The following is a 21,507-nucleotide window of genomic DNA, read 5'->3' as shown; positions in this document are numbered from 1 at the left end:
CTTCTTTTTATTGTTTAGAGACTACTTGCTCGCAGTAATCTAGGTAAGCATCGTCTACTAGAAAATATTTTGGAACCATTAAGCCAACAATAGTGGTGAGTAGTTCTGAATTAGCGATGGCAGGATTAATCATTTGGTGAGTGACGTCTGGGATGGTTTTGGTTTCTAGGTTTTCTTTTTTGATTTGTTTGGTGTAAACATCTTTTGTTTCTGCTGAATCGACATTTTTATCTTTTTCAGCTAAGACGAGATAGATTTTTGCTTTTACTTTTGAAAGGTCTAGGGTGGCATCTTGGTTCATGTTTTTGCGAATAAAGTTGTAGCGATCCGGGCTCATTTTTTCTTTACCGCCATTTTGTTTGTAGCTTTCGTAGGTTTTGTTTTTAGAAATAAGGGCGCTGTCGGTGCGAAAATTTTGTTTTGCTTGATTGATTTCTTTAGTTGCTTTACCAGCTTCTTTCGCTTGCCAGCCGGTGTTGTATTCTCCTTGACGCATCCAGTTGATAGCAGGGGCGGCGAGGATTGAGAAGTCAATCTCCTTATTTGCATTCATTGCTTTTGGGATCACCCAACCGGCTTGACTAGCTCCCCATAAGCCGATTTTGGTGGTGCTGTCTGGGTATTTTATTTTCATCCATTCGATCACTTGGTTGACTTCGTTTGCGCGATCATCCATGGACTGATTTAGCCAATTGCCTGAGGATTTACCAACGCCTAATTTATCCCATGAAACAGATATATATCCTTGTTTGGCAAATCGTTCCATCAGCGGTTTATAGCCACCGTTTTGAGTTGCTTCTTGTGCCCCGTCACCGTGAACAAATACGATAATGCCTTTTGGTTTGTCGTGTTTTGGGGTTGTCACGACCGCAGAAAGTTTTCCACCAGTAGTTGGGATTGCGACTCTTGTTTCATTCATTTCGAAATCGTTTCCGATGAAAAGAATCGCTACTAATATGACGATGATTGCGCTTATTATGATAGTTATTTTTTTCCAACGTTTCATTGTATCCACTCCATTTTTCGCCATTCTTTGATACCGGTGAGTACTCCCATCAAAGTGCTGTTTTCTTTTTGAATCACTTGGAAACCTAAAGTTCTATACAGCTTGCAAGCGCCATTATTGTTCTTGGCAACGTATAAAGTTATCTGTTCATCATGAAAAGTTTCTAGGCAATGAGAAATTAGCGTTTTTCCAATGCCTTGATCACGAAAATTTGGCGAAACGGTTATAAAGTCAATATATCGTTCATTTTGAACAGGTTTGTGTGATAGAAGACTGAGGAAGAAAATCAATTTGAGGCACTGTGAAAATGATAAAAATTTTCTTAGGTTTTGATATAGCTTTTGATGAGAGTCATTCTTGTTCGTTACAAACATGCAACCGCAAACTAGCTCATCTTGTATTGCAATTAGTAGGTTTTCGCCTTGTTCTGTATAAATGTAATGGCAAAAAGCGTATATAATGTCAAGTGCTTCTGTTTCTTTGAATAACGTTTTTGTGAACTTTGATTTGAACCCTGCGAAAACTAAAGATGTTACTTCTTCAACGATGCTATCTTTTTCAAATGAATCGATGTTTTTAATGGAAAGGGTCATAACGGCACTTCCATTGTGTAAACCATTGCGTCCGGATAGGCGAGTGAAGGGTAGATGTTTTCGTATAATATCATGCTTGTTGTAGGGCGTTTTAATTCTTCTAAAAACAGTTGGATTTGCGTTTCAATGGTTGCTTCATCTTTGGCAATAAAAGATTTACAAGCATATTCGCCGGCTGGAAAAGTATAATCACTCCTTTTTTTCACGCTCTTAAGGCATATTACACCAGCGTCTTGCTTGGAGAAAATGTAAAAAGGTTCCTCTAAATCCGGTAGATTGTGTTTTGCGGCTTGGGCGTAGTTGATAGTGTTATTATCAATTATTTGGTTAGGAACTTTTTTAAAATAACGATCGTCTTTAGCTACAAATGTGATTTCATTTAAAGTCATTTCTTTTTGGGAATGAATGATTTTCTGAATCGTTTCCTGAATTTCTACTAACTCTTCTATTTTTTGTTGCAAATCTTGTTCAGCCTGCTCTAACATAGGAGTCACTTTTTCACTAAGCAAACTTTCTTTGATTTCTTGAATAGAAAAGCCAATTTTTCTAAAAAGGATAATTTGATATAAACGGTAAATGTCGGCTTCTTCAAAATAATAATAGCCATTTTCGAGATTTCGTTTAGGAACTAGAATACCTTCATCGATATAATGACGGATTTTATATTTAGATATTTGAAAAAGTTGCGCGATTTCGCCAGTGGAAAGGGTAAGCATCTGAAAACCTCCTTGTGATTTAGTTTTAGTATAAACTATGTGGTTACCACGCAGTCAAATAAAAAAACAAATGACAATGAGAATCATTATCAAACGCTGATTTTTGTGATATAATAAACAAAGATTTATTAATGGGGGTTAGCGATCAAATGGGAAAAGTAGTATTGAAAATGGCTCATACTGCCAAAAAATCAAAAAAAGTATTAAGGTATCTTGAAACGAACCTTAATGTAACTCGGGGGAAGTACAATGATTGATAAGCGTTTGTTTCAATTGGTTGAAAAGAAATCTTTAGTGTTATTAATTCTTTTTCGTGTGCTTAGTTTGGGGCTTATGATTGGTCTTTGGCTTGTTTTTGCTCAACAATTAACGCATTATTTAGAGGGCCAAAGTGTCGATTGGTTATGGCTTATTGGGATGGTTTTAGTCGTTTTAGTTGGTAAAGCGATACTTACCAAATTAGCCGAGAAACAAATTTACCAAGCATCGGCGGAATTGCGTTTATCAATGCGGCGCGCGGTGATGGAAAAAGCTTTTCGGTTAGGCAACAACGAAGGGCAGCTACCGGCATCAACTTTAACGCAGCTCGCGGTAGATGGGATTGAACAATTAGAAATTTATTATTCGCGTTTTTTACCGCAATTATTTTATTGTTTAATCGCTTCTTTGATGATTTTTGGAAGTTTAGTTGGATTTGCGTGGCAGCCGGCGATTGTGTTATTAATTTGTATGCCGATGATTCCGATAGTTATTATGGCAGTGATGAAAATTGCTAAACGGATTTTGAGTGGTTATTGGTCGGATTATACGAATTTAGGAACCAAATTTCATGAAAATTTAAGTGGTTTGAGTATTTTGAAGGCTTATGACCAAGATAAATATAAGCAAGAGGAAATTGTTTCTGATGCGGAACGTTTCCGTAAAGCTACGATGAGTTTGTTATCGATGCAGCTGAATTCGATTACGATTATGGATATTATTTCGTATAGTGGGGCGGCACTTGGTATTGGTATGTCTTTAATTATGTTCACAAATGGCAATATAAGTATGACTGGCATGTTGATGTTCTTACTACTAAGCGCCGAATTCTTTATTCCAATGCGTCAACTTGGATCTTTATTCCATGTGGCGATGAATGGAATTAGTGCATGTAGTAAATTGTTCGCTTATTTAGAGTTAAAAGAGCAAGTTTATGGCTCAGGAGAATTAGCTAAACCGTTAGAAAAAATGGAAGTTCGTCATTTGACGTATACATATGAAGAAGGTAAAGCTAAAGCACTTCAAGATATATCAGCTCATTTCAATAAAGGAAGTTTTTCAGCACTTGTTGGAAAGTCTGGTTCAGGAAAAAGTACTTTTGTTCGAGTGTTATTAAATCAATTGCCTGGTTATCAAGGCGAAATTGTTTGGAATGATGTACCGTTAGCTAGTTTGAGCGGGGAAGCTATTCGTAAACAAGCTGTGTTAGTAGATAATCATGGTTATCTTTATGCAAATAGTATTCGGGAAAATTTATTAATTGGTAATTCAGCCGCTAATGATAGCGATTTGTGGAATGTTTTGGAGCAAGTTAGTTTGGCTGATTTTGTTCGGAAGTTACCGGGGCAATTAAGTGAGAATTTAGAAGAGAACGGAAGTAATTTATCTGGTGGACAAAGGCAGCGATTGTTACTAGCGAGAGCATTGCTGCGTCAAGCTGAAGTCTTTGTTTTTGATGAAATTACGTCTGGTGTGGATTTGGAAAGTGAAAAAATTATTCTTTTGGTGTTGCAGAAATTAGCTAAAGAAAAAATCGTGCTCTTTATTTCGCATCGTTTATATAATGTTTTGGATGCGAATCAGGTACTCGTTTTTGACGCGGGGAAATTGGTGGAAGTGGCGAGCCCAGAACGATTGCAACAAGAATCCAATTACTTCAAAAATTACTTTTTAGAAGAAGAAGCGTTGCTGAAAGGGGGAGCATGATATGTCAGAATGGACGATTATTGGTTGGTTATTAAAGTTTGTTAAGCCGTTACGAGGAAAGATGATTTTGGCAATTTTACTTGGTATTATAAGTAATTTATCGGTTATCATGATTTCTTTGATCGGTACGTATGGCATTATCGCGGTGATTTTAAAGCAACCTCTGAATCCGTATAAATGGCTCTTTGTAATGGTTGCTTGTGGTGTGGTTCGCGGTTTGGCACGATATTCGGAACAATATTTAAATCATGATATTGCCTTTCGTTTGCTTGCGATTATTCGTGAACGTATTTTTGCGACTTTACGAAAACTGGGACCAGCTCGTTTATCTGGGAAGAAAAGTGGCGATTTAGTTGCCGCGATTACAACGGATGTCGAAGCTTTGGAAGTGTTTTTCGCGCATACAATCTCACCAGTTTTTATTGCAGTTGGTACGACGATTGCAACTGTTGGCTTTTTGGCGACCTATGATGTTGGTTTAGCGCTCATACTTTTGCTAGGACAAATCTTGGTTGGTGTCGTTTTGCCGATGATTAGTTATAAACGAAATAAAAAAATCGGAACGGCTTATCAAAAAGAATTCGTTGGGCTCAATCAGATGGTAATGGAAAATATTGCAAGTTTACAAGATATATTCCAGTTTAAATTGGGCGAAGAGCGTTTAGGAAAACTAGAAGAACAAGGTGAAAAGCTCAATAAGCAGTATAAAAAAAGAATACGACAAGGAAGCGAGCTCCAAATATTTGGTGAATGGGTACTAATTGGTACGGCGACTTTAATTTTAGTGTTAGGCAGTCTTTGGCAATTACCGCTTGAAACAGTATTAATTGGAACCGTGCTTAGTCTGAGTTCTTTTGGATCGGTATTGGCATTAAACGCTTTAGGAACAGCGCTGTTAACTACTTTTGCTAGTGGTAAGCGATTATATACATTAACTGAAGAAAAACCTGTTGTATTATTTAACGGTCAGCTTGAACTATCGGATTTTGAAAGTGCGGAGTTAGATAAAGTGAGTTTTAGTCATGATGGAAAACAACCACTTTTAAACGAAATTTCGCTAGCGCTTCCTAAGGGGAAATGGCTCGGCATCGGTGGGGAAAGTGGCAGCGGGAAAAGTACCTTAGTAAAACTACTGATGCGTTACTGGGATCCAGATGGTCAGATTAAACTAAATGATAACCCACTCCCTGAAATTACAGAGTCTTCGCTTCATAGGCTCGAAGGTGTAATGGAGCAAAGTACGTTTTTATTTGAAGACACACTTGGTAATAATATTCGTTTAGGAAAAAAAGATGCTACTTTGGACGAAGTTAAAGAGGCTGCCCGAAAAGCTGCTATCGATACATGGATTGAGACTTTGCCAGAAGGTTATGACACGATTATTGGCGGGCAATCACGAAATTTATCGGACGGCGAGCGCCAGCGAATTGGTTTAGCTAGACTATTTCTCCATGATGCCCCGTTATTATTATTAGATGAACCAACAAGCAATTTGGATTATATTAATGAACAAGCGATTTTAAACACGCTCCGTTCAGAAATTCAAGATAAAACGGTCCTCGTAATTTCTCACCGAGCAACAACATTAGACTTGGCAGAAGAACAATTATTTATAGAAAATGGTGCATTGAAACGTGCAGTAAAATAATAAAAACAGCTTGTATAGATTACAAGCTGTTTTTATTTATAAAGTTACTTTCTCTGAGCTTTCGAAAAATTCAACCTTGTCAAGTTCCGCTCATCTGCTGTGCAATATAAATAATTCGCGTTTTACAGAACAGCTCAAAATATTTTATCGATTTGATAGGAAATAACGTCCAAAGTAAATAGACGCTAGTTTTCCATTATATTTGACGTACTATACAAAAACTTTCCCAATTTGCTCAAATAGAAATTCTCGACCAAACAAAAGAATGAAAATCAAGAAGAGCATGACAATACCAAAAATAAATACTCCATATACAAGGTCAAGGGGATAGCGATGATCATGTTCCATAATATCTTCGCTTAATGAGGCTAATTTGGCATCAAATTGGTTAATTAATTCAACGAAATTATTTCGGCCAATAAAGGCGCACTCGATTTTCTCCATTTTGTCTTCTGTTTGAAAGAATAGTTCCATCGTTTCTGGAACTTGATACTTCAAGAACCTACGAATAGGTTGGAAGTTATAACTTATTCTTTTCACATTTGCAAGATGAATCGTTTTTGTTTTGTTGCGTGTGTGAAGAATAAAAGCAGTCTTTGTAACCTGGATCCATTCTTTTGGCGGGAGTAGAAGTTTAACAATTAAATATCCTATAAAAAATATAGTAATAAGACCATAGTAAAATGATTCTGGTTTTTCTATTGACAATAAAGTTAGTAAGCCAAACATGAAAATAAAAGATAAAAAAGTTAAAGCTGTTCCGATTGTTTTAAGTTTGTCTTTGTAATATATCATGATGCACACCTGCTTGGTTGAATTTATGTTGAATTTAATGATAACATTGTAAAATACAATCATCAAGTTCATTAGTGAACTTTTAACTACCTAATTAACAAGGAGGAACTTCATGGAAATCACATTACAACAACCTACAACAGCTGACTTTCCTTTCATTGAATGGTTGTGGGGAGATTTGGCGACGACAGAAGTGCTCGGTGGACCATTTTCTTTTCCAGAAGAAACTCGAATGGACTGGCTAAAATCAAAATCACAAGCGAGCAATGCTTATTTTATTATAAAAAAAGGTACAGAATCCGTTGGTGAAGTTAGTTTTCGCGATTTTGAAAAAGGAACAGCTCATTTAAATATTAAAGTGGCTGCATGCTACAGGGGCCAGCGAATCGCTCAAAAAGCTTTGCAATTATTCTTAGATTTTTTCCAAACTGATTGCGGCGGGATAGTTTTGTTGGATGAAGTTAGACGGAAAAATGTAGCTGGCATTGAGTTTCTTATGAAAGCTGGTTTCGAAATTATAGAAGAAAAAGAATGGACGGTGGTGCTCAAATGGAGTGCTCAAGCAGAGGGGAGTTTTGAATGAGTAAACAAAGATGTGCATGTTGTAACTGTTTAACAATTGATGTTAGAGGCGAGTTTGAGATTTGCCCGATATGTTTTTGGGAAGATGACGCTTATTTTGTCTTTGATGAAGAGGAGATTTATTCACATTATCAAGATCTTTCATCGATAGAAGATTTGTTAAAAATTCGCTCTAGTGCTAACAATGGTTTAACGTTATTAGAAGCACGACAAAATTTCAAACAGTTTGGTGCTTGTGAGCTGGCAATGAAAAAATATGTAAGAGTGCCAACTGCAGATGAATTATAAAAAATTAGCAGGTAAGTTAGATTTAAAAGTCTAACTTACTTTTTTAGTAGTTAAAAAAGCTGATTTCTTATGTCGGTTCATTTTTTAGACACATTTTAATAAAAAATAAATGGGTGTGATAAGTGCAGTGAAAGCAATAATAGCAAGGTTAAAAGGGAATTAGCTTCAAAAATAAAAGCAAGGAAAATAATTTCCTGAAACAAGAAAAATTGCCTCCTTATTCTGTTGATTTGATTATATAAGCAGAGTATTATGTTGATTGACAATCAAGGAGGATACTATGAAAAAAACTATCAAGATTACAACCAGTTTACTTTTGAGCTTTGCTTGTGTATTTAGCATGGGGGATTTTACTAAGCCGCACACAGTCGAAGCTGAAACAGTCTATTCGCTTACAAATCCAAGTCCAATTAATGAAATCTTTCCTGATCCAAAGCTCGCACAAGTTGTGGCGGATTGGTTAAAGCTTCCATCTGCGACTAGCATGGTTACGCAAAGCCAATTGAATACAATTAAATCTTTGCACTTTGATTCAAAAGGTGTTCAAAGTCTTGAAGGAGTGGAGTATTTAAAAAATCTCACGCAAGTATTTGGCTATGGTAATCAAGTGAGTGATCTAGGACCATTAAGTAATTTAACGCAACTCGAAATCATCCAGATGCCAAGAAACCAAATAAGTGATTTAACACCCATTTCGAATTTGACAGCATTAATGTCACTTGATTTTGAATTTAATAACTTACAAATGATTGAACCGATAAAAAATTTAACGAACATGTTAGAACTGAATGTTAGCGCAAATCCTATTTCGGATATTAGTGCCGTTAAAAACATGACACAACTGGAATTTTTGACCATAAGAGACTGTGAGGTAAGTGATTTATCGTCAGTTGAAAATCTGTCTAATATGCTGATGTTTTGGGCAGGTAGAAATAATATTAGTGATATTACGCCGCTCAAAAATATGCCCAAACTGCTTGGTTTAAGTTTATTTGGGAATCAAATCAAGGATGTGAGTGTGGTTAAAAATCTTACTAGCCTTGAAGATTTCGATATAAAAGCGAATCAGGTGAGCGATATTAGTAGTTTAGCAACATCAACTACGCTCGAGACATTAACTCTTAGTTTCAACCAAATAATTGATATTTCACCCCTGAAAAATTTGAGCAATTTAACTAGGTTAGAACTTGAGAATCAAACACATGTATTAGATGCAGTTGAGGTAGATAATCCATTAATTTTGCCCGCTCCAGTAATTGATGAAAATGGCAACAGAGTACAGCCGACAAAAGTAAGTCATTCGGGTATTTATTCGAATGGCGAGATTACATGGGAAGGGTTGCAAAGTAATTATATTCTAAATTACGAGTATAATTTGCCCGTAACAATTGGTTCGTTAACAACAACGTATTCTGGTAAAATTACGCAGCCACTGTTGGAGAAGCCTGTTGATCCGATTACTCCAGTAGACCCAGTAGACCCAGTAGACCCAGTAGACCCAGTAGACCCAGTAGACCCGGTAGACCCAATAGATCCAGTAAACCCGGTAGATCCAATCACTCCAGTAGACCCGTCAAATCAATTAAATTCTGCTGATCCAGTGAAGTCAGTTTTTCAAGCTGCCGAAACTTTAATGAAACAGACTACTGCTGTTAATCCGATAGTAGCTAAAGATAATAGAAATTTACCGAAAACAGGAGATAGTGGAATGCCTTCTAGTTTATTTAGCGGTTTAATCCTAGCAGTTTCTAGCGTGATATTATTGCGTAAACGAAAATAAAAAAAGGAATTTGGCTTTTAGTCAAATTCCTTTTCTATACGATTTTTGTACCTTGGTGAAAGGTGAGTTTCCACGAGCCATTTTCGAAAATCCAGATGTTACTTCGCATTGTATAGCTGTTTTCACTTAGATTTTTAAGTTTATAGTATGATAAAACCTTCGTTTCGTCTAAAATTTTTATATCGTAATTCATGATTTCTAAAGCGCTATCGCCAAGTGTTGTTAGCGATTTGTAATAGGAAAAGTCTTTAACAACACCGCTTTGCGTGATTTCAATATAAGATTCGCTTAAAATATCGATAATTTCGGACATGGAGTGACGGTTTTCGAGCGATAAATGTATTTGGTCAAGTTTTTGAAAATTTTCTTTCGTTAATTCCATTATAAGTCCTCCGTTTTAAAGGAATAAAAAAGGTTCACTTCAAAATTGTAAGTGAACCTTTTTGTGTTATTTTATGCCGTCACGATTTTGAATGATTTCATTTACGATGCCGTAATCTTTTGCTTCATTTACAGAAAGCCAGAAGTTGCGGTCTGTATCTTTGGAGATTTTTTCGTACGATTGACCTGTTGCTTCGGCGATGAGACGATTAATTCTTTCGCGCATCCGGATAATTTCTTTTGCTTCGATTTCAATTTCTGTGCTTTGGCCTTGAACACCGCCAGCTGGTTGATGAATCATATAGCGCGTGTTAGGTAGGCTATAACGATTTTCTTTTTCAGCGGCCAAGTAAATAGTAATACCAGCGCTTGCAACCCAGCCAGTTCCAACGATTTTAACAGTAGGCTTAATGAATTTAATCATATCATGAATTGTGTCGCCTGCTTCAACGTGACCACCTTGGCTATTAATAAAAATGGTAATCGGATCATTGCTAATAGATTCAAGTAGTAAAAGTTGCTTAGAAACGTCCTCGGCTAACTCTTGATTGATTTCCCCGTAAATTAACACTGTGCGTGTATCAATCAATTTTTGGGTAAGGATGTTTGTGATATTTTCATTCTTTGTATTCTCTGCCATGAAAAAATTCCTCCTTAAAAAGCCTTAGTTTATTTGTAATACAGGTATCTTATCATAATGGTCGAAAATGGTCAAACATTTTGAATACAAAAAGAAAACGCTTTAGGATAGCGTTCTCTTCTTAATTTTATACGAATGCGAGTTGCCAAGTAATCCCGAATTTATCAGTTACCCAAGCCACTTTTCGAAGCGCTTCAACTTCTTCAGGTCCCATCATAACCGTACCTTCTTTAGCCAGTTTTTCAAAAAGGGTATCAAATTCATCTTCTGTGTCTGCAAAATAAAGGGTTGTTGTGGCCCAGCTAAAGTCAGGCGAGGCGTTGTTAGTCATGTCCATAATCATAAATGATGCTCCCTTAATTTCAAAAGTAGCATTCAGTACTTTGCCAATATCGCCACCTTGTTCGGGTTTTGTGAAGTAAGTTAGTCCAACTTTTTTTGCATCAGGGAAAGTGTCTAAATAAAATTGAAATGCTTCCTCGCCATTACCATTAAAAGTGAAAAATGTGGAGATTCGTTTCGCTTGATTAAACATTTATTTTACCTCCTTTTGAATTATTTTAACTATACCCGAAAAATGTTTCAATTATGTGTTAAAATGAAGAAAAATGCACGGGGGCTTGATGATGAAATATCCGATAATGCTTGATATTACAGGAAAACGGGTTGTCATAATTGGCGGTGGGAAGGTGGCGCTTCGTAAAGTAAAGGGTCTGCTTCACACTGGAGCTGATATTTTAATTGTCGGGTTAGACGTTTTGCCAGAGATAAAAGAGCTTCAAGTGCAAGTGAAAGAAGAAGCTTACCGAGCCGAACATTTAGCTGGTGCTTTTCTGATATTTATTTGTACGAATAACCCAGAAGTAAATCAAATGGTACTGAAAGATCATTTGCCAGAGCAACTAGTGAATGATACGACAGAACAAAAGAATTCCGATTTTTTCAATATGGCAACTGTATCAAAAAATGAGTTGCTAGTCGGTATTTCAACGGGGGGCGGGAATCCTGGATACGCCAAGAAAGTAAAACGTGAAGTCAGTCAGCTAGTAGAAAATTTAGAAACAGAAGAAATCGGAAATCGTAATAAAAAAGATAAAACCTGCTAACTTTAGTAGGTTTTTTATTCTATTATATTGCTCTCTTTTAGGTTGCAAAATTTTACTATAGATTTTGGAATGTAAACGCTCTATCATTGAAGTATACTGAAAAACTATTAAGAGGGTGCTGAGCCAAATGTCCATTTTAGAAAAGATTAAAGATGCCGGAGTTGTTGGTTGTGGTGGAGCGGGCTTTCCGACCCATGCCAAATTTAGCGGTGAAGTGGAATACTTAATTATTAACGCAGCGGAATGTGAACCGCTCCTAAAAACAGATCATTTTGTCATGAGAAACCATGCAGTAGAAACGATTAAAGCAATTGAAATGGTTAAAAGCCAAGTAGGTGCAGAATTTGCCGTTATTGCAACAAAACGGTATTACACAGAAGAAATTGCGGCTTTACGGTTAGCAATTACAGAACTAAATGCAAGCGTGAAAATACATGAGATGGATAATGTCTATCCAACTGGCGACGAGCAAGTGATGGTCTTTGAAGTGACTGGACGCGTTGTGCCACCAAGCGGTATTCCACTTATGGTTGGCTGTATTGTATCGAATGTCTCGACAATGTGGAACGTTTTTCATGCAATTCAAGATGACGCGCCAGTTATTCGTAAACAGTTGACAGTAACTGGAGCAGTTGGAGAGCCAAAACTTTTAGATGTCCCAGTTGGAACGCCATTTGAAGTCTGTTTAGCAGCAGCTGGTGGAACTAATTTAGATGAGTATTTATTTTTAGATGGTGGACCGATGATGGGGAAATTAAATGATCAGTCCACTATTGCTGAAAAAGTTGTAACGAAAACAACTTCGGGTTTGATTGTGGCAGAGGATACGGGTTATCTGCACAAGCTACATTACCAAACTGTGGAACAAATTTTTAATGAAACAAAATCGGCTTGTATTCAGTGTTCGCTTTGTTCGGATTTATGCCCGAGACAACAATTAGGTCATGATATTCATCCGCATAAAGTCATGCGCCATTTCGCGGTTGCAGAAGATATAACAGATATTAAACCAGATCCGATTTGGGAAGAAGCGATGATTTGTTGCGAATGTGGTATTTGTGAGGTAATCGCTTGTCCGATGGGGCTTTCCCCGCGCCAAGTAAACATTCATGTGAAAAAAGAGCTTTTAAAACAAGGTGTTCGTTATCAAACTGATAAAAAAGAATTTACGCCTGACCCGATGCGCGATTATAAATCGATTGCTCCAAAAAATATTCTAATTAAAATGGGCTTGCAGCAATACGCTGATGTTCATTTAGAAACAATGCATTATTTAGATGTGGATGAAGTTTTTATCCCAACAAAAATGCATATTGGTGCGCCGTCTATTCCAGTAGTAAGTGAAGGGGACATCGTGAAAAAAGGCGATTTAATTGCGAAAATTCCTGATACTGCTCTTGGGGCAAATATCCATGCAAGTATTGACGGTCAAATTATTCGTATAACCGAAGAACAAGTTCATATTAAGAAGGTGATGTCATGAAAATGGATACATTAGGATTTCTCGAATTAAATAGTATTTCGAAAGGCATCGAGGCGGTTGATACAATGCTAAAAGCGGCCAACTCCGAATTGATTTATGCTAAAGCAAGCTGTCCTGGAAAGTATTATATTTTAATTGCCGGTACAGTAGATTCTGTAGCCCAATCAATTGAAGCTGGAACGAAGATTGGTGCGGCAAATATCGTTGGGAACTTAGTCATTCCTCGCGTGTCCGACCAAGTAATCAAAGCAATTAACAAAACGGAAGTTCCAGATGAGATGAATGCAGTTGGTGTTATGGAGTATTATTCCTGTTCAGGATCAATTATTGCTGCAGATGCCGCGGTAAAAGCTGCAGATGTTCAGTTAATGGATATTCGGTTGGCGACGGGGATTGCTGGTAAATCTTTCGTTGTTTTAACTGGTGATACAGCAGCATGTGAAGCGGCCGTGGAAGCGGGACTTGCAGCTGCTAAAGAGGAAGCACTTTTAATTAATAAAGTAGTTATACCAAGACCTCGTAAAGAAGTTTTCGAGAGTTTAATCTATTAAAAAGATAACAATATATTGTCATAGAGTTTTTGAAAAAGGTACGCACTGACTGTGGTTGCGTGCCTTTTGAACAATCTGACAAAATAGTGGCGCTTAAATATGATAGGATTATTTTGAGATAGTTTGTCTAGATGAGGAGTGAAGAAAATGAGTTTTGATGATAATAAAGAACGCGTAATACAAGAATATGTACCGGGAAAACAGGTGACGCTGGCGCATTTAATCGCCAATCCAAACCGTGATATTTATACAAAATTAGGATTAGAAGAAGGCGCAAGTGCTATTGGAATTTTAACGATTACGCCAAGTGAGGCTTCGATTATTGCGAGTGACATTGCAACTAAATCAGGTGACGTTCGAATTGGCTTTATTGATCGTTTTAGTGGGTCCGTTGTACTTACTGGTGATGTTTCTTCTGTTGAATCAGCTTTACAACAAGTTGTTTATTCATTACATGAGATTTTGGACTTTTCTATTCCAAAAATCACTAGGAGCTGAGTCACTTGAAGAAAATGATGGTAATGGGTTCAGTTGGTTGTGGTAAAACAACGCTGTGCCAGAAATTACATGGATATGATATTTTATATAAAAAAACACAGGCTGTGGAGTATTTTCAAGAAATGATTGATACACCAGGCGAATTTGTACAGCATAGACAACTTTACAGTGCGCTCACTGTGACTGCGGCTGATGCATCAGTAATCGCGATTTTACAAAGTGTAACGGAGAAGAAGCAGACGTTTTCACCGATGTTTGCCAGTATTTTTGCTAAACCGGTTATTGGGATTGTTACAAAAGTGGATTTAGCGGAATCGGACAAAGACATCGAGCGAGCAGAGCGGGAATTACGCATGGCTGGCGCGAAGCATATTTTTTATATTTCTTCGGTAGAGGAAACTGGAATAGAGGAGCTTCGGGCATATTTGGAAGATTAATTTTAACTAAGTGGGGGTTATTTTATGCCTCAAGTGAGGGATTTATCTGTAATTGATGTGCCTGGTGGCTGTATTTTGACGAGCTGTGATATTAGTGCTGGGTTTGGTGAGAAAGTGCATGATGGCTTAAGAGTTGCGCCGGAAGTGACAGCTCGGTTGACCTTGAGAGTTGCTCTATTAGAAATGCTTGCTTCAGGTGCTGTAGTAGTGGCTGTGAGTGATGTTATCGGAGCGGAAATGGAGCCGACCGGTAAACGTGTTATCGCAGGTCTAAAAGATGAACTTATTAAGGCTGATTTAGGTCATATTGAATTAAATGGTAGTACTGAAGAAAATATGAACGTAACACAAACTAGTGTAGGCGTTCTTGTAACTGGTTTTGCGACTAAAGCTGCACTTAAGCTCATAAATGTGCATGAAGCTGCGGTCTTATTTGCATTTGGCGAACCGATTGTTGGAGCAGAAGTTTTGCAGAGGATGACGGAAATGCCAGATTATCATTTGGTCAAACAGTTAGTTTCTGATAGTAGAGTACTTGAAGTTGTGCCGGTTGGGTCGAAAGGAATGGCTTATGAGGCCAATACTTTAGCACAGCTCAATGATTGTGTTTTCGAAGCCAGTGGCGTTTTTAATGAAGCGACCATGAATAAAACTGCTGGGCCGGCTTCGGTTATTTTAGTAGCGGTTAAAGCAAGTGAAGTAAAGGCATTTGAGCAGAACTTTCCAGCTGCTAAATGTTTAGGAGAGTTGAGGAATTACCATGGCTGAAATGATGCTTGTAACTGGTGGCGCTAGAAGTGGTAAAAGTAATTTTGCTGAAAAAGAAGCTGCCAAATATGATCGTGTTTTATATGTGGCGACCGGAATTGCATTTCAAAATGATACAGAGTTTCAAGCTAGGATAAAAAAACATCAAGCAACCCGTCCAGAGAACTGGGATACTTTTGAAGCGTTTAAAGGGATTGCCACTTATTTGGAGCAACATGGAAATCAATATGATGTAATAATGCTTGATTGTGTAACGATGTTAGTAACTAATTTATTTTTTTCGTTGCTTGGTGAGCGCGAGTTGACAAATGAGATTGCTGATGAAGTAGAAGCGGGAATTCAATCGGAAGTTCGAGCAATTTTAAAAGCAGGAGAGCAATCCTCAGCCAAACTTATTTTTGTTACGAACGAAATCGGCTTAGGGGTTGTACCTGAAAACAAGTTAACGCGCGTCTTTCGAGATATTATTGGTCGTATTAATCAGCAAATTGCAATGGAAGTAGAGGAAGTTTATTTTGTCGTGAGCGGCATTCCGAAAAGGTGGAAGTAATATGAAAACATTGATTTTATTAATTCAATTCTTTACGCGAATTCCGCTACCGATCCAAATAAATATGGACGAGATTAACTTGAAAAAAGGGAGCGCGCTTCTTCCGTTTGTTGGGGTTGTTATAGGTGCTTGGAATTGGCTCGTTTTTTCTTTAGTAGCACTTGTTATGCCTTTGCCGGTTGCGATTATCGCGGGACTGTTTGCAGAAGTTATCATAACAGGCGGATTCCATGTTGATGCGCTTGCAGATACAGCGGACGGATTATTTTCTTCGCGTAAAAAAGAGCGGATGCTAGAAATTATGAAAGATAGTCGTGTTGGTGCCAATGGTGTAATTGCGATTTGCTTTTATTTTCTTTTCTATGGCGCTTTATTTCTTTCTGTTCCAAATCTACAGCAGATTAGCGGGTTATTTTTCGTTTTACCAATCGTTGCAAAAGGTGTGACAATGCTACTTTTTGCAAAAATGAGTTATGCAGGATCGAAAGAAGGGCTTGGTTCTATTTTTCTAGGTGTTCCTTGGTGGCCGATTATGACTTCCCAAGGGATTGTTCTCATTGTTTTAGCGTTGTTTTTCTCTTATGTTGGGCTAATTGCTTATGCTGGCGTGTTAGTATTTACGATTATTTACCGGTTATTTGTATATAAGCGAATTGGTGGAATGAACGGGGATACGCTTGGTGCAGGTGGGCAAATGGGACAACTTGTGTGTCTATTTTGTTTAGTGTTAATTTGGGGGTTGATGTAATTGCAACTTATTTTTGTCCGGCACGGCGAAACCGACTGCAACGCACTAAAAAAATATTGTGGTCAAATGGACGTGGCTTTAAATGAAAATGGTATAAGACAAATGAAACGACTCCAAGAAAGACTTATTGATTACTCGTTTGACTTAGTCGTTACCAGTGATTTAATGCGAGTAAATCAATCTGCAGCATTGTTAAGTAACAGAAAGCCAATTCGTTTTCCTGGATTTAATGAAATGAATTTTGGCGATTTTGAAGGATATACATACCAAGAAATTAGTACTAAGTTTCCTGTCGCCTGGGATGACTATTGTAGCAACTGGCAAACAGCTCCGTTTCCAAATGGGGAAAGTTTTCCGGTTTTTTATGAGCGAGTGATAGCTACATTTAAGGCTGAATGGGAAAACTGGCAGAAACTCGATACGGTGTTATTTGTAGGGCATCTTGGTGTGTTACGCGCCATTGCACTTTTTCTACAAGATCAAAAAATAGCACAATTTTGGGATGCCGATTTTAAGCAAGGTTGCTATTCGCTCTGGGACAATAAGTCTCAAAGTTTTCTTATTTCTAATCAATAGTAGATTTTTGTTGTTTCAGGTGAAAACGCTTTTTTTGTAAATTGTTTGTGGTAAGATGTAGGTAGTTAAATAGGTCTTATGTTGGTGGAATGTGTTTGCATTTCTGAAAGAGGAATTCGGTGTGAAGCCGGAACTGCCCCCGCAACTGTAAGGTGGACAAGAATTGAAAATAGCCACTGTGCGTTTTTGACGTATGGGAAGGTTCAATTGTTGGATGAAGCCAAGTCAGGATACTCGCCAAATAAGACGGAAGCAACTCTTTTTCGGGGTCCTAAAAAGCGTATGCGGGTAGTATAGCTTATTTGCTGTGCATAAACTCTCATTCGATAATGGATGAAAGTTTTTTTGTTTTTTAGGCAGCAAAAAAGTCATATTCTGAAATAATCATCGAATATGACTTTGGAAAGTGCTTATTTTAAGGTTTCGCGGTAGCCTTTTGGAGTTATGTCAAACTCTTTTCGGAAGACTTTGCAGAAATAACTCGTTTGGGTGAAGCCTAAGTTACGAGCAACATTATCAATCGACCAACGCGGATTTTTTAGCATATCTTTTGCGAGCGACATTTTCTTTTGGTTTACATAATTGATAAAATTAACATTCATTTCTTTTTTGAATAATTTACTGAAGTAATAAGAGCTAAGGTATACATGACTTGCAACTTCATCAAGTGTAATTGGACGATTGAGATTTTTTTCAATATACTTAAGTGCTTTTCGAATTTCTTTATTATCTTCATGATGTGTTGGTTTATTGTGATGGAAGACGATTTTTTGTTTTTGTTCTTCGCGGCTTTTTTCCATTTCAGATTTCAAGTAATACTGGGAGATAATTGTAAGCATTTCGGCAGAAGAATTGATTTTTTTAGAGCTGAAAACAGGGACAGAGCGAAACGCGGAAATTAGGTCTTTATCGTTTTTCCAATCAGTTTCTTCTGTTTGAATATTACCAACTTCACTATTTTCTTCACAAATAACCTGGCCACTGAGTAAAAATCCGCTCAGTTGATTTTCGACGACGATTGGAACTGAAAAATCGGTTAGTCCAGCGTGACATCGATAAATTAAAGGTTTTCCGGTTTTAGAAGCTTCCAACCCGCCAAACATATCACATTTTTGGCAAAGCGAGCGATATTTTGGATTAGAACGAATGAGTTGGCAAAAAGGAGTAAAGTTACATAATCTTGAAACTTCGGTACCGTGTATATCTACAACAACTGAGGCTAGACTAGTAGCGGCTGAGAACTCATCCATGACTTTTTCAAGAAGCATTTCATTGCTTTTGGTTTGTAGTAACATAGCTATTCCCCTTTCGGCAATACTTGGCGTGTTTCTGTCGTTCTTAGTATAGCATATTTATAATGCGCTTACATTTTCTTGCCATGAAGATAACAATATATTGCTAAGACTAATTTCATAGTAGAAAGCCCAAACCATGCTCTACTGGATGGCTTTTTGTCGTTTATTTTTTTGAAGGCGCAAAATTGTGTTAAAACACGATTCGCGTCTTCTTTTTTTATATTGTAAGCGGCAACTATTTATATATTAGATTGCATATACTGAGAGAGTAAAATACTTATTTTGAGAAGGAGGTACACCCATGCAAGAAGCACTAGGCTTAGTTGAAACTAAAGGGCTAGTCGGCGCCATTGAAGCCGCTGACGCCATGGTTAAATCAGCTAACGTAACATTAACAGGGTACGAAAAAATTGGATCCGGTCTTGTTACTGTGATGGTTCGAGGGGATGTAGGTGCAGTTAAAGCAGCAACAGACGCTGGGGCAGAAGCAGCAAGAAATGTAGGTACCGTAATGAGTACACATGTTATTCCTCGTCCGCATACTGATGTGGAAGAAATTTTACCAGTGAGGGTGAAGTCAGATGAGTGAGCAAAATAAACTGATTGACGAAATTCTAAAACAGGTAATGGAAACGGTCAATGATGCCCCGGAAAAAATAGTAGAGGATGGAGGATCACGTCAAATGAGTGAAAAAGCAGTTCAATTAACAGAGTTTGTAGGAACAGCGATTGGAGATACAATCGGCCTAGTGATTGCGAATGTAGACGGACAACTTTTAGAAGCAATGAAGCTTGAGAAGTCTTACCGTTCTATAGGTATTTTAGGAGCCCGTACTGGTGCAGGCCCACATATTATGGCAGCAGATGAAGCTGTAAAAGCAACGAATACAGAAGTAGTAAAAATCGAATTACCACGTGATACAAAAGGCGGTGCAGGTCACGGTTCTTTAATTATCTTTGGTGGTGATGATGTTTCTGATGTTAAACGCGCAGTGGAAGTTGCACTGAATGAATTAGATAAAACTTTTGGAGATGTATACGGTAATGAAGCAGGACATATTGAACTTCAATATACTGCTCGCGCAAGCCACGCACTTAATACTGCATTTGGCGCGCCAGTAGGTAAAGCATTCGGACTTATGGTTGGTGCACCGGCTGGGATTGGCGTTGTTATGGCTGATACTGCGGTGAAATCCGCTAACGTAGATGTCGTTGCATATTCTTCGCCAGCAGATGGAACAAGTTTCTCCAATGAAGTGATTCTTTGTATTTCTGGAGATTCTGGCGCAGTTCGTCAAGCAGTTATTTCTGCACGTGAAATTGGTAAAAAATTACTTGGAGCTTTAGGGGATGAACCGAAAAATGATCGTCCATCCTACATTTAGAACGGAGGGTAACGACTGATGAAATCAAAACGCTTTGAAGAATTAGCAAAACGCCCGGTCAATCAAGATGGTTTTGTAAAAGAATGGATTGAAGAAGGCTTAATCGCAATGGAAAGCCCGAATGATCCAAAACCAAGCATTAAAATAGAAAATGGGAAAGTAGTCGAAATGGATAGTAAAAAATTAGCTGATTTTGACTTAATTGACCATTTCATCGCTAAATATGGCGTCGATTTATCTCGTGCAGAAGAAGTTATGCAAATGGATTCTGTGAAGCTTGCAAACATGCTTTGCGACCCAAATGTACCACGGGAAAAAATCGTTTTACTTACAACAGCTATGACACCGGCAAAAATAGTAGAAGTAGTTTCACAAATGAACGTTGTCGAAATGATGATGTCGATGCAAAAAATGCGCTCTCGCAGAACACCAACAACCCAGGCCCACGTAACAAACTTGCGTGATAATCCTGTTCAAATTGCAGCAGATGCGGCAGAAGCAGCGATTCGTGGTTTTGACGAGCAAGAAACAACCGTTGCGGTAGTTCGTTATGCACCTTTTAACGCGCTTAGCTTATTAGTAGGTTCGCAAACTGGCCGTGGTGGCGTATTAACGCAATGTTCTCTTGAAGAAGCAACAGAATTAGAGCTTGGTATGCGTGGTTTAACTTGTTACGCGGAAACGATTTCTGTTTATGGTACTGAACCTGTATTTACAGACGGAGATGATACACCTTGGTCCAAAGGTATTTTGGCGAGTGCTTATGCGTCTCGCGGTCTAAAAATGCGTTTCACATCTGGAACTGGTTCTGAGGTTCAAATGGGTTATGCAGAAGGAAAATCCATGCTTTATCTTGAATCGCGCTGTATTTTTATTACAAAAGCAGCTGGTGTTCAAGGGTTACAAAATGGGTCGATTAGTTGTATCGGAATTCCGGGAGCCGTACCAAGTGGTATTAGAGCGGTTCTTGCAGAGAATTTAATTGCCGTTATGTTAGATCTAGAAGTAGCTTCTGGTAACGACCAAACTTTCTCTCACTCGGATATTCGTCGTACAGCTCGTTTACTAATGCAATTTTTACCAGGAACAGATTACATTTCCTCTGGATATAGTGCGACTCCAAACTATGACAATATGTTTGCGGGTTCCAATTTTGATGCAGATGATTTTGATGATTACAATATTTTACAACGTGACTTAAAAGTAGATGGTGGTTTAACGCCAGTGACGGAGGAAGAAGTTGTAGCGGTTAGAAATAAAGCTGCACGAGTAATCCAAGTTGTTTTTGATAAATTAGGTCTTCCTGCTGTAACGGATGAGGAAGTAGAAGCAGCAACCTATGCACGTGGAAGTAAAGATATGCCAGAACGTAACATGGTAGAAGATATTAAAGCAGCAGCAGAAATGATGGACCGCGGTGTGACTGGTCTGGATGTTGTTAAAGCGTTATCTGCTGGTGGATTTGACGATGTTGCCGAAAGCGTACTAAACATGCTGAAACAACGCGTATCTGGAGACTTCCTTCATACATCTGCCATCATTGATAAGGACTGGAATGTCATTAGTTCCGTCAACGATTTAAATGATTACGCAGGCCCAGGAACTGGTTATCGCTTAGAAGGCGAACGCTGGGAAAAATTAAAAGATATTGCTGTTGCAGTTGATGCAAACGAATTAGATTAAGCTACTTCCCATTTTTTATAAAGGAGGATTAAG

General features: G+C 38.0%; 25 protein-coding genes and 1 riboswitch. Of the genes, 17 read left to right on the top strand and 8 right to left on the bottom strand.

The window, feature by feature from the left end; all coding sequences use genetic code 11:
* Positions 1–7: 7 nt before the first annotated feature.
* From OC533_RS02835 to OC533_RS02825, 3 genes are read right to left on the bottom strand one after another with little or no spacing between them, the layout of a single operon-like run.
* Entirely contained in the window at positions 8–1,030 is a 1,023-nt protein-coding gene (locus OC533_RS02835; RefSeq protein ID WP_194323373.1) for an alpha/beta hydrolase family protein, read from the bottom strand.
* On the bottom strand, positions 1,003–1,599 hold the full coding sequence (locus tag OC533_RS02830) for a GNAT family N-acetyltransferase (RefSeq protein WP_194323374.1): 597 nt from the start codon (positions 1,597–1,599) through the stop codon (positions 1,003–1,005). The genes OC533_RS02835 and OC533_RS02830 overlap by 28 nt, the downstream gene beginning before the upstream one ends.
* Positions 1,596–2,315, bottom strand: a complete 720-nt coding sequence (locus OC533_RS02825) for a MerR family transcriptional regulator (protein WP_194323375.1) — start codon at positions 2,313–2,315, stop codon at positions 1,596–1,598. The genes OC533_RS02830 and OC533_RS02825 overlap by 4 nt, the downstream gene beginning before the upstream one ends.
* Before the next feature lie 249 nt (positions 2,316–2,564).
* Here OC533_RS02825 and OC533_RS02820 point away from each other — a divergent pair, with 249 nt between their 5' ends.
* Together OC533_RS02820 and OC533_RS02815 are read left to right on the top strand one after the other, a co-directional pair.
* The gene (locus OC533_RS02820; RefSeq protein WP_194323376.1) at positions 2,565–4,280 is read left to right on the top strand and encodes an ABC transporter ATP-binding protein/permease; all 1,716 of its coding nucleotides are present in this window, start codon (positions 2,565–2,567) and stop codon (positions 4,278–4,280) included.
* 1 nt (position 4,281) lies between these two features.
* Positions 4,282–5,928, top strand: a complete 1,647-nt coding sequence (locus tag OC533_RS02815; protein ID WP_194323377.1) for an amino acid ABC transporter ATP-binding/permease protein — start codon at positions 4,282–4,284, stop codon at positions 5,926–5,928.
* A 210-nt stretch (positions 5,929–6,138) separates the two neighbouring features.
* Here the strand turns inward: OC533_RS02815 and OC533_RS02810 are convergent, their stop codons facing one another.
* Positions 6,139–6,723: a hypothetical protein gene (locus OC533_RS02810; protein ID WP_194323378.1), complete on the bottom strand. Its 585-nt coding sequence runs from the start codon at positions 6,721–6,723 to the stop codon at positions 6,139–6,141.
* Positions 6,724–6,835: 112 nt separating this feature from the next.
* Here OC533_RS02810 and OC533_RS02805 point away from each other — a divergent pair, with 112 nt between their 5' ends.
* The 3 genes from OC533_RS02805 to OC533_RS02795 all read left to right on the top strand — a co-directional run bounded on the left by OC533_RS02805 (position 6,836) and on the right by OC533_RS02795 (position 9,373).
* Positions 6,836–7,306, top strand: coding sequence for a GNAT family N-acetyltransferase (locus tag OC533_RS02805; protein WP_185501587.1), 471 nt, complete (start codon positions 6,836–6,838; stop codon positions 7,304–7,306).
* A complete protein-coding gene (locus tag OC533_RS02800; protein ID WP_194323379.1) occupies positions 7,303–7,593 on the top strand; it encodes a CPCC family cysteine-rich protein in 291 nt (96 codons plus the stop codon). Before OC533_RS02805 ends, OC533_RS02800 begins: the two co-directional genes overlap by 4 nt.
* Before the next feature lie 280 nt (positions 7,594–7,873).
* Complete coding sequence (locus OC533_RS02795) at positions 7,874–9,373, top strand: leucine-rich repeat domain-containing protein (RefSeq protein ID WP_194333872.1); 1,500 nt, start codon at positions 7,874–7,876, stop codon at positions 9,371–9,373.
* A 34-nt stretch (positions 9,374–9,407) separates the two neighbouring features.
* Here the strand turns inward: OC533_RS02795 and OC533_RS02790 are convergent, their stop codons facing one another.
* From OC533_RS02790 to OC533_RS02780, 3 genes are all read right to left on the bottom strand, one after another.
* On the bottom strand, positions 9,408–9,755 hold the full coding sequence (locus OC533_RS02790; protein ID WP_194323381.1) for a hypothetical protein: 348 nt from the start codon (positions 9,753–9,755) through the stop codon (positions 9,408–9,410).
* A 66-nt stretch (positions 9,756–9,821) separates the two neighbouring features.
* Positions 9,822–10,394 carry an ATP-dependent Clp protease proteolytic subunit gene (locus OC533_RS02785; RefSeq protein ID WP_003761722.1) on the bottom strand — a complete coding sequence of 191 codons (573 nt, stop codon included), beginning with the start codon at positions 10,392–10,394 and terminating at the stop codon, positions 9,822–9,824.
* Positions 10,395–10,521: 127 nt separating this feature from the next.
* The gene (locus OC533_RS02780) at positions 10,522–10,929 is read right to left on the bottom strand and encodes a VOC family protein (protein WP_045554074.1); all 408 of its coding nucleotides are present in this window, start codon (positions 10,927–10,929) and stop codon (positions 10,522–10,524) included.
* Between the two features lie 91 nt (positions 10,930–11,020).
* Between OC533_RS02780 and OC533_RS02775 the strand changes: the two genes are divergently transcribed.
* The 9 genes from OC533_RS02775 to cobC all read left to right on the top strand — a co-directional run bounded on the left by OC533_RS02775 (position 11,021) and on the right by cobC (position 17,111).
* The gene (locus OC533_RS02775) at positions 11,021–11,500 is read left to right on the top strand and encodes a bifunctional precorrin-2 dehydrogenase/sirohydrochlorin ferrochelatase (RefSeq protein ID WP_003761726.1); all 480 of its coding nucleotides are present in this window, start codon (positions 11,021–11,023) and stop codon (positions 11,498–11,500) included.
* 118 nt (positions 11,501–11,618) lie between these two features.
* The gene (locus tag OC533_RS02770; protein WP_194323546.1) at positions 11,619–12,983 is read left to right on the top strand and encodes a 4Fe-4S dicluster domain-containing protein; all 1,365 of its coding nucleotides are present in this window, start codon (positions 11,619–11,621) and stop codon (positions 12,981–12,983) included.
* Positions 12,980–13,534, top strand: coding sequence for a BMC domain-containing protein (locus OC533_RS02765; protein WP_003719346.1), 555 nt, complete (start codon positions 12,980–12,982; stop codon positions 13,532–13,534). The genes OC533_RS02770 and OC533_RS02765 overlap by 4 nt, the downstream gene beginning before the upstream one ends.
* 147 nt (positions 13,535–13,681) lie before the next feature.
* Positions 13,682–14,032, top strand: a complete 351-nt coding sequence (eutS, locus tag OC533_RS02760; protein WP_003724686.1) for an ethanolamine utilization microcompartment protein EutS — start codon at positions 13,682–13,684, stop codon at positions 14,030–14,032.
* A gap of 5 nt (positions 14,033–14,037) precedes the next feature.
* Positions 14,038–14,469: a EutP/PduV family microcompartment system protein gene (locus OC533_RS02755; RefSeq protein ID WP_003721544.1), complete on the top strand. Its 432-nt coding sequence runs from the start codon at positions 14,038–14,040 to the stop codon at positions 14,467–14,469.
* Positions 14,470–14,493: 24 nt separating this feature from the next.
* The gene (locus OC533_RS02750; protein WP_194321286.1) at positions 14,494–15,237 is read left to right on the top strand and encodes an alpha-L-fucosidase; all 744 of its coding nucleotides are present in this window, start codon (positions 14,494–14,496) and stop codon (positions 15,235–15,237) included.
* Entirely contained in the window at positions 15,230–15,787 is a 558-nt protein-coding gene (gene cobU / locus OC533_RS02745; RefSeq protein ID WP_194323382.1) for a bifunctional adenosylcobinamide kinase/adenosylcobinamide-phosphate guanylyltransferase, read from the top strand. Before OC533_RS02750 ends, cobU begins: the two co-directional genes overlap by 8 nt.
* Before the next feature lies 1 nt (position 15,788).
* Positions 15,789–16,535 (top strand): adenosylcobinamide-GDP ribazoletransferase, encoded by a 747-nt coding sequence (gene cobS / locus OC533_RS02740; protein WP_194323383.1) that lies wholly within the window; start codon positions 15,789–15,791, stop codon positions 16,533–16,535.
* On the top strand, positions 16,536–17,111 hold the full coding sequence (cobC, locus tag OC533_RS02735) for an alpha-ribazole phosphatase (protein WP_194323384.1): 576 nt from the start codon (positions 16,536–16,538) through the stop codon (positions 17,109–17,111). It abuts the gene before it with no gap.
* Between the two features lie 65 nt (positions 17,112–17,176).
* Positions 17,177–17,368: riboswitch (cobalamin riboswitch) on the top strand.
* A 153-nt stretch (positions 17,369–17,521) separates the two neighbouring features.
* Here the strand turns inward: cobC and OC533_RS02730 are convergent.
* Positions 17,522–18,406, bottom strand: a complete 885-nt coding sequence (locus OC533_RS02730; RefSeq protein WP_194323385.1) for a PocR ligand-binding domain-containing protein — start codon at positions 18,404–18,406, stop codon at positions 17,522–17,524.
* A 301-nt stretch (positions 18,407–18,707) separates the two neighbouring features.
* On the opposite strand from OC533_RS02730, the gene pduA reads away from it, so the two are divergent.
* The 3 genes from pduA to OC533_RS02715 are packed head-to-tail and all read left to right on the top strand — an operon-like array spanning position 18,708 to position 21,474.
* On the top strand, positions 18,708–18,995 hold the full coding sequence (gene pduA / locus OC533_RS02725; protein WP_003761739.1) for a propanediol utilization microcompartment protein PduA: 288 nt from the start codon (positions 18,708–18,710) through the stop codon (positions 18,993–18,995).
* Positions 18,988–19,791, top strand: coding sequence for a propanediol utilization microcompartment protein PduB (gene pduB / locus OC533_RS02720; protein WP_003736321.1), 804 nt, complete (start codon positions 18,988–18,990; stop codon positions 19,789–19,791). The genes pduA and pduB overlap by 8 nt, the downstream gene beginning before the upstream one ends.
* Positions 19,792–19,809: 18 nt before the next feature.
* A complete protein-coding gene (locus tag OC533_RS02715; protein WP_033533138.1) occupies positions 19,810–21,474 on the top strand; it encodes a propanediol/glycerol family dehydratase large subunit in 1,665 nt (554 codons plus the stop codon).
* Positions 21,475–21,507: the final 33 nt, after the last annotated feature.

Origin of the sequence: Listeria sp. Marseille-Q6474, assembly GCF_946902005.1 — a bacterium.
In the GTDB taxonomy this organism is placed as follows: domain Bacteria; phylum Bacillota; class Bacilli; order Lactobacillales; family Listeriaceae; genus Listeria; species Listeria innocua.
The sequence above is the reverse complement of the archived record's forward strand: the minus strand, read 5'-3'. Positions and strand labels throughout refer to the sequence as shown.

What these genes read in the sequence shown, in the direction of transcription:
- OC533_RS02835 (WP_194323373.1), bottom strand. Translation starts at nt 1,030, where the DNA reads ATGGCGAAAAATGGAGTGGATACAATGAAACGTTGGAAAAAAATAACT.
- OC533_RS02830 (WP_194323374.1), bottom strand. Translation starts at nt 1,599, where the DNA reads ATGACCCTTTCCATTAAAAACATCGATTCATTTGAAAAAGATAGCATC.
- OC533_RS02825 (WP_194323375.1), bottom strand. Translation starts at nt 2,315, where the DNA reads ATGCTTACCCTTTCCACTGGCGAAATCGCGCAACTTTTTCAAATATCT.
- OC533_RS02820 (WP_194323376.1), top strand. Translation starts at nt 2,565, where the DNA reads ATGATTGATAAGCGTTTGTTTCAATTGGTTGAAAAGAAATCTTTAGTG.
- OC533_RS02815 (WP_194323377.1), top strand. Translation starts at nt 4,282, where the DNA reads ATGTCAGAATGGACGATTATTGGTTGGTTATTAAAGTTTGTTAAGCCG.
- OC533_RS02810 (WP_194323378.1), bottom strand. Translation starts at nt 6,723, where the DNA reads ATGATATATTACAAAGACAAACTTAAAACAATCGGAACAGCTTTAACT.
- OC533_RS02805 (WP_185501587.1), top strand. Translation starts at nt 6,836, where the DNA reads ATGGAAATCACATTACAACAACCTACAACAGCTGACTTTCCTTTCATT.
- OC533_RS02800 (WP_194323379.1), top strand. Translation starts at nt 7,303, where the DNA reads ATGAGTAAACAAAGATGTGCATGTTGTAACTGTTTAACAATTGATGTT.
- OC533_RS02795 (WP_194333872.1), top strand. Translation starts at nt 7,874, where the DNA reads ATGAAAAAAACTATCAAGATTACAACCAGTTTACTTTTGAGCTTTGCT.
- OC533_RS02790 (WP_194323381.1), bottom strand. Translation starts at nt 9,755, where the DNA reads ATGGAATTAACGAAAGAAAATTTTCAAAAACTTGACCAAATACATTTA.
- OC533_RS02785 (WP_003761722.1), bottom strand. Translation starts at nt 10,394, where the DNA reads ATGGCAGAGAATACAAAGAATGAAAATATCACAAACATCCTTACCCAA.
- OC533_RS02780 (WP_045554074.1), bottom strand. Translation starts at nt 10,929, where the DNA reads ATGTTTAATCAAGCGAAACGAATCTCCACATTTTTCACTTTTAATGGT.
- OC533_RS02775 (WP_003761726.1), top strand. Translation starts at nt 11,021, where the DNA reads ATGAAATATCCGATAATGCTTGATATTACAGGAAAACGGGTTGTCATA.
- OC533_RS02765 (WP_003719346.1), top strand. Translation starts at nt 12,980, where the DNA reads ATGAAAATGGATACATTAGGATTTCTCGAATTAAATAGTATTTCGAAA.
- eutS (WP_003724686.1), top strand. Translation starts at nt 13,682, where the DNA reads ATGAGTTTTGATGATAATAAAGAACGCGTAATACAAGAATATGTACCG.
- OC533_RS02750 (WP_194321286.1), top strand. Translation starts at nt 14,494, where the DNA reads ATGCCTCAAGTGAGGGATTTATCTGTAATTGATGTGCCTGGTGGCTGT.
- cobU (WP_194323382.1), top strand. Translation starts at nt 15,230, where the DNA reads ATGGCTGAAATGATGCTTGTAACTGGTGGCGCTAGAAGTGGTAAAAGT.
- cobS (WP_194323383.1), top strand. Translation starts at nt 15,789, where the DNA reads ATGAAAACATTGATTTTATTAATTCAATTCTTTACGCGAATTCCGCTA.
- OC533_RS02730 (WP_194323385.1), bottom strand. Translation starts at nt 18,406, where the DNA reads ATGTTACTACAAACCAAAAGCAATGAAATGCTTCTTGAAAAAGTCATG.
- pduA (WP_003761739.1), top strand. Translation starts at nt 18,708, where the DNA reads ATGCAAGAAGCACTAGGCTTAGTTGAAACTAAAGGGCTAGTCGGCGCC.
- pduB (WP_003736321.1), top strand. Translation starts at nt 18,988, where the DNA reads ATGAGTGAGCAAAATAAACTGATTGACGAAATTCTAAAACAGGTAATG.
- OC533_RS02715 (WP_033533138.1), top strand. Translation starts at nt 19,810, where the DNA reads ATGAAATCAAAACGCTTTGAAGAATTAGCAAAACGCCCGGTCAATCAA.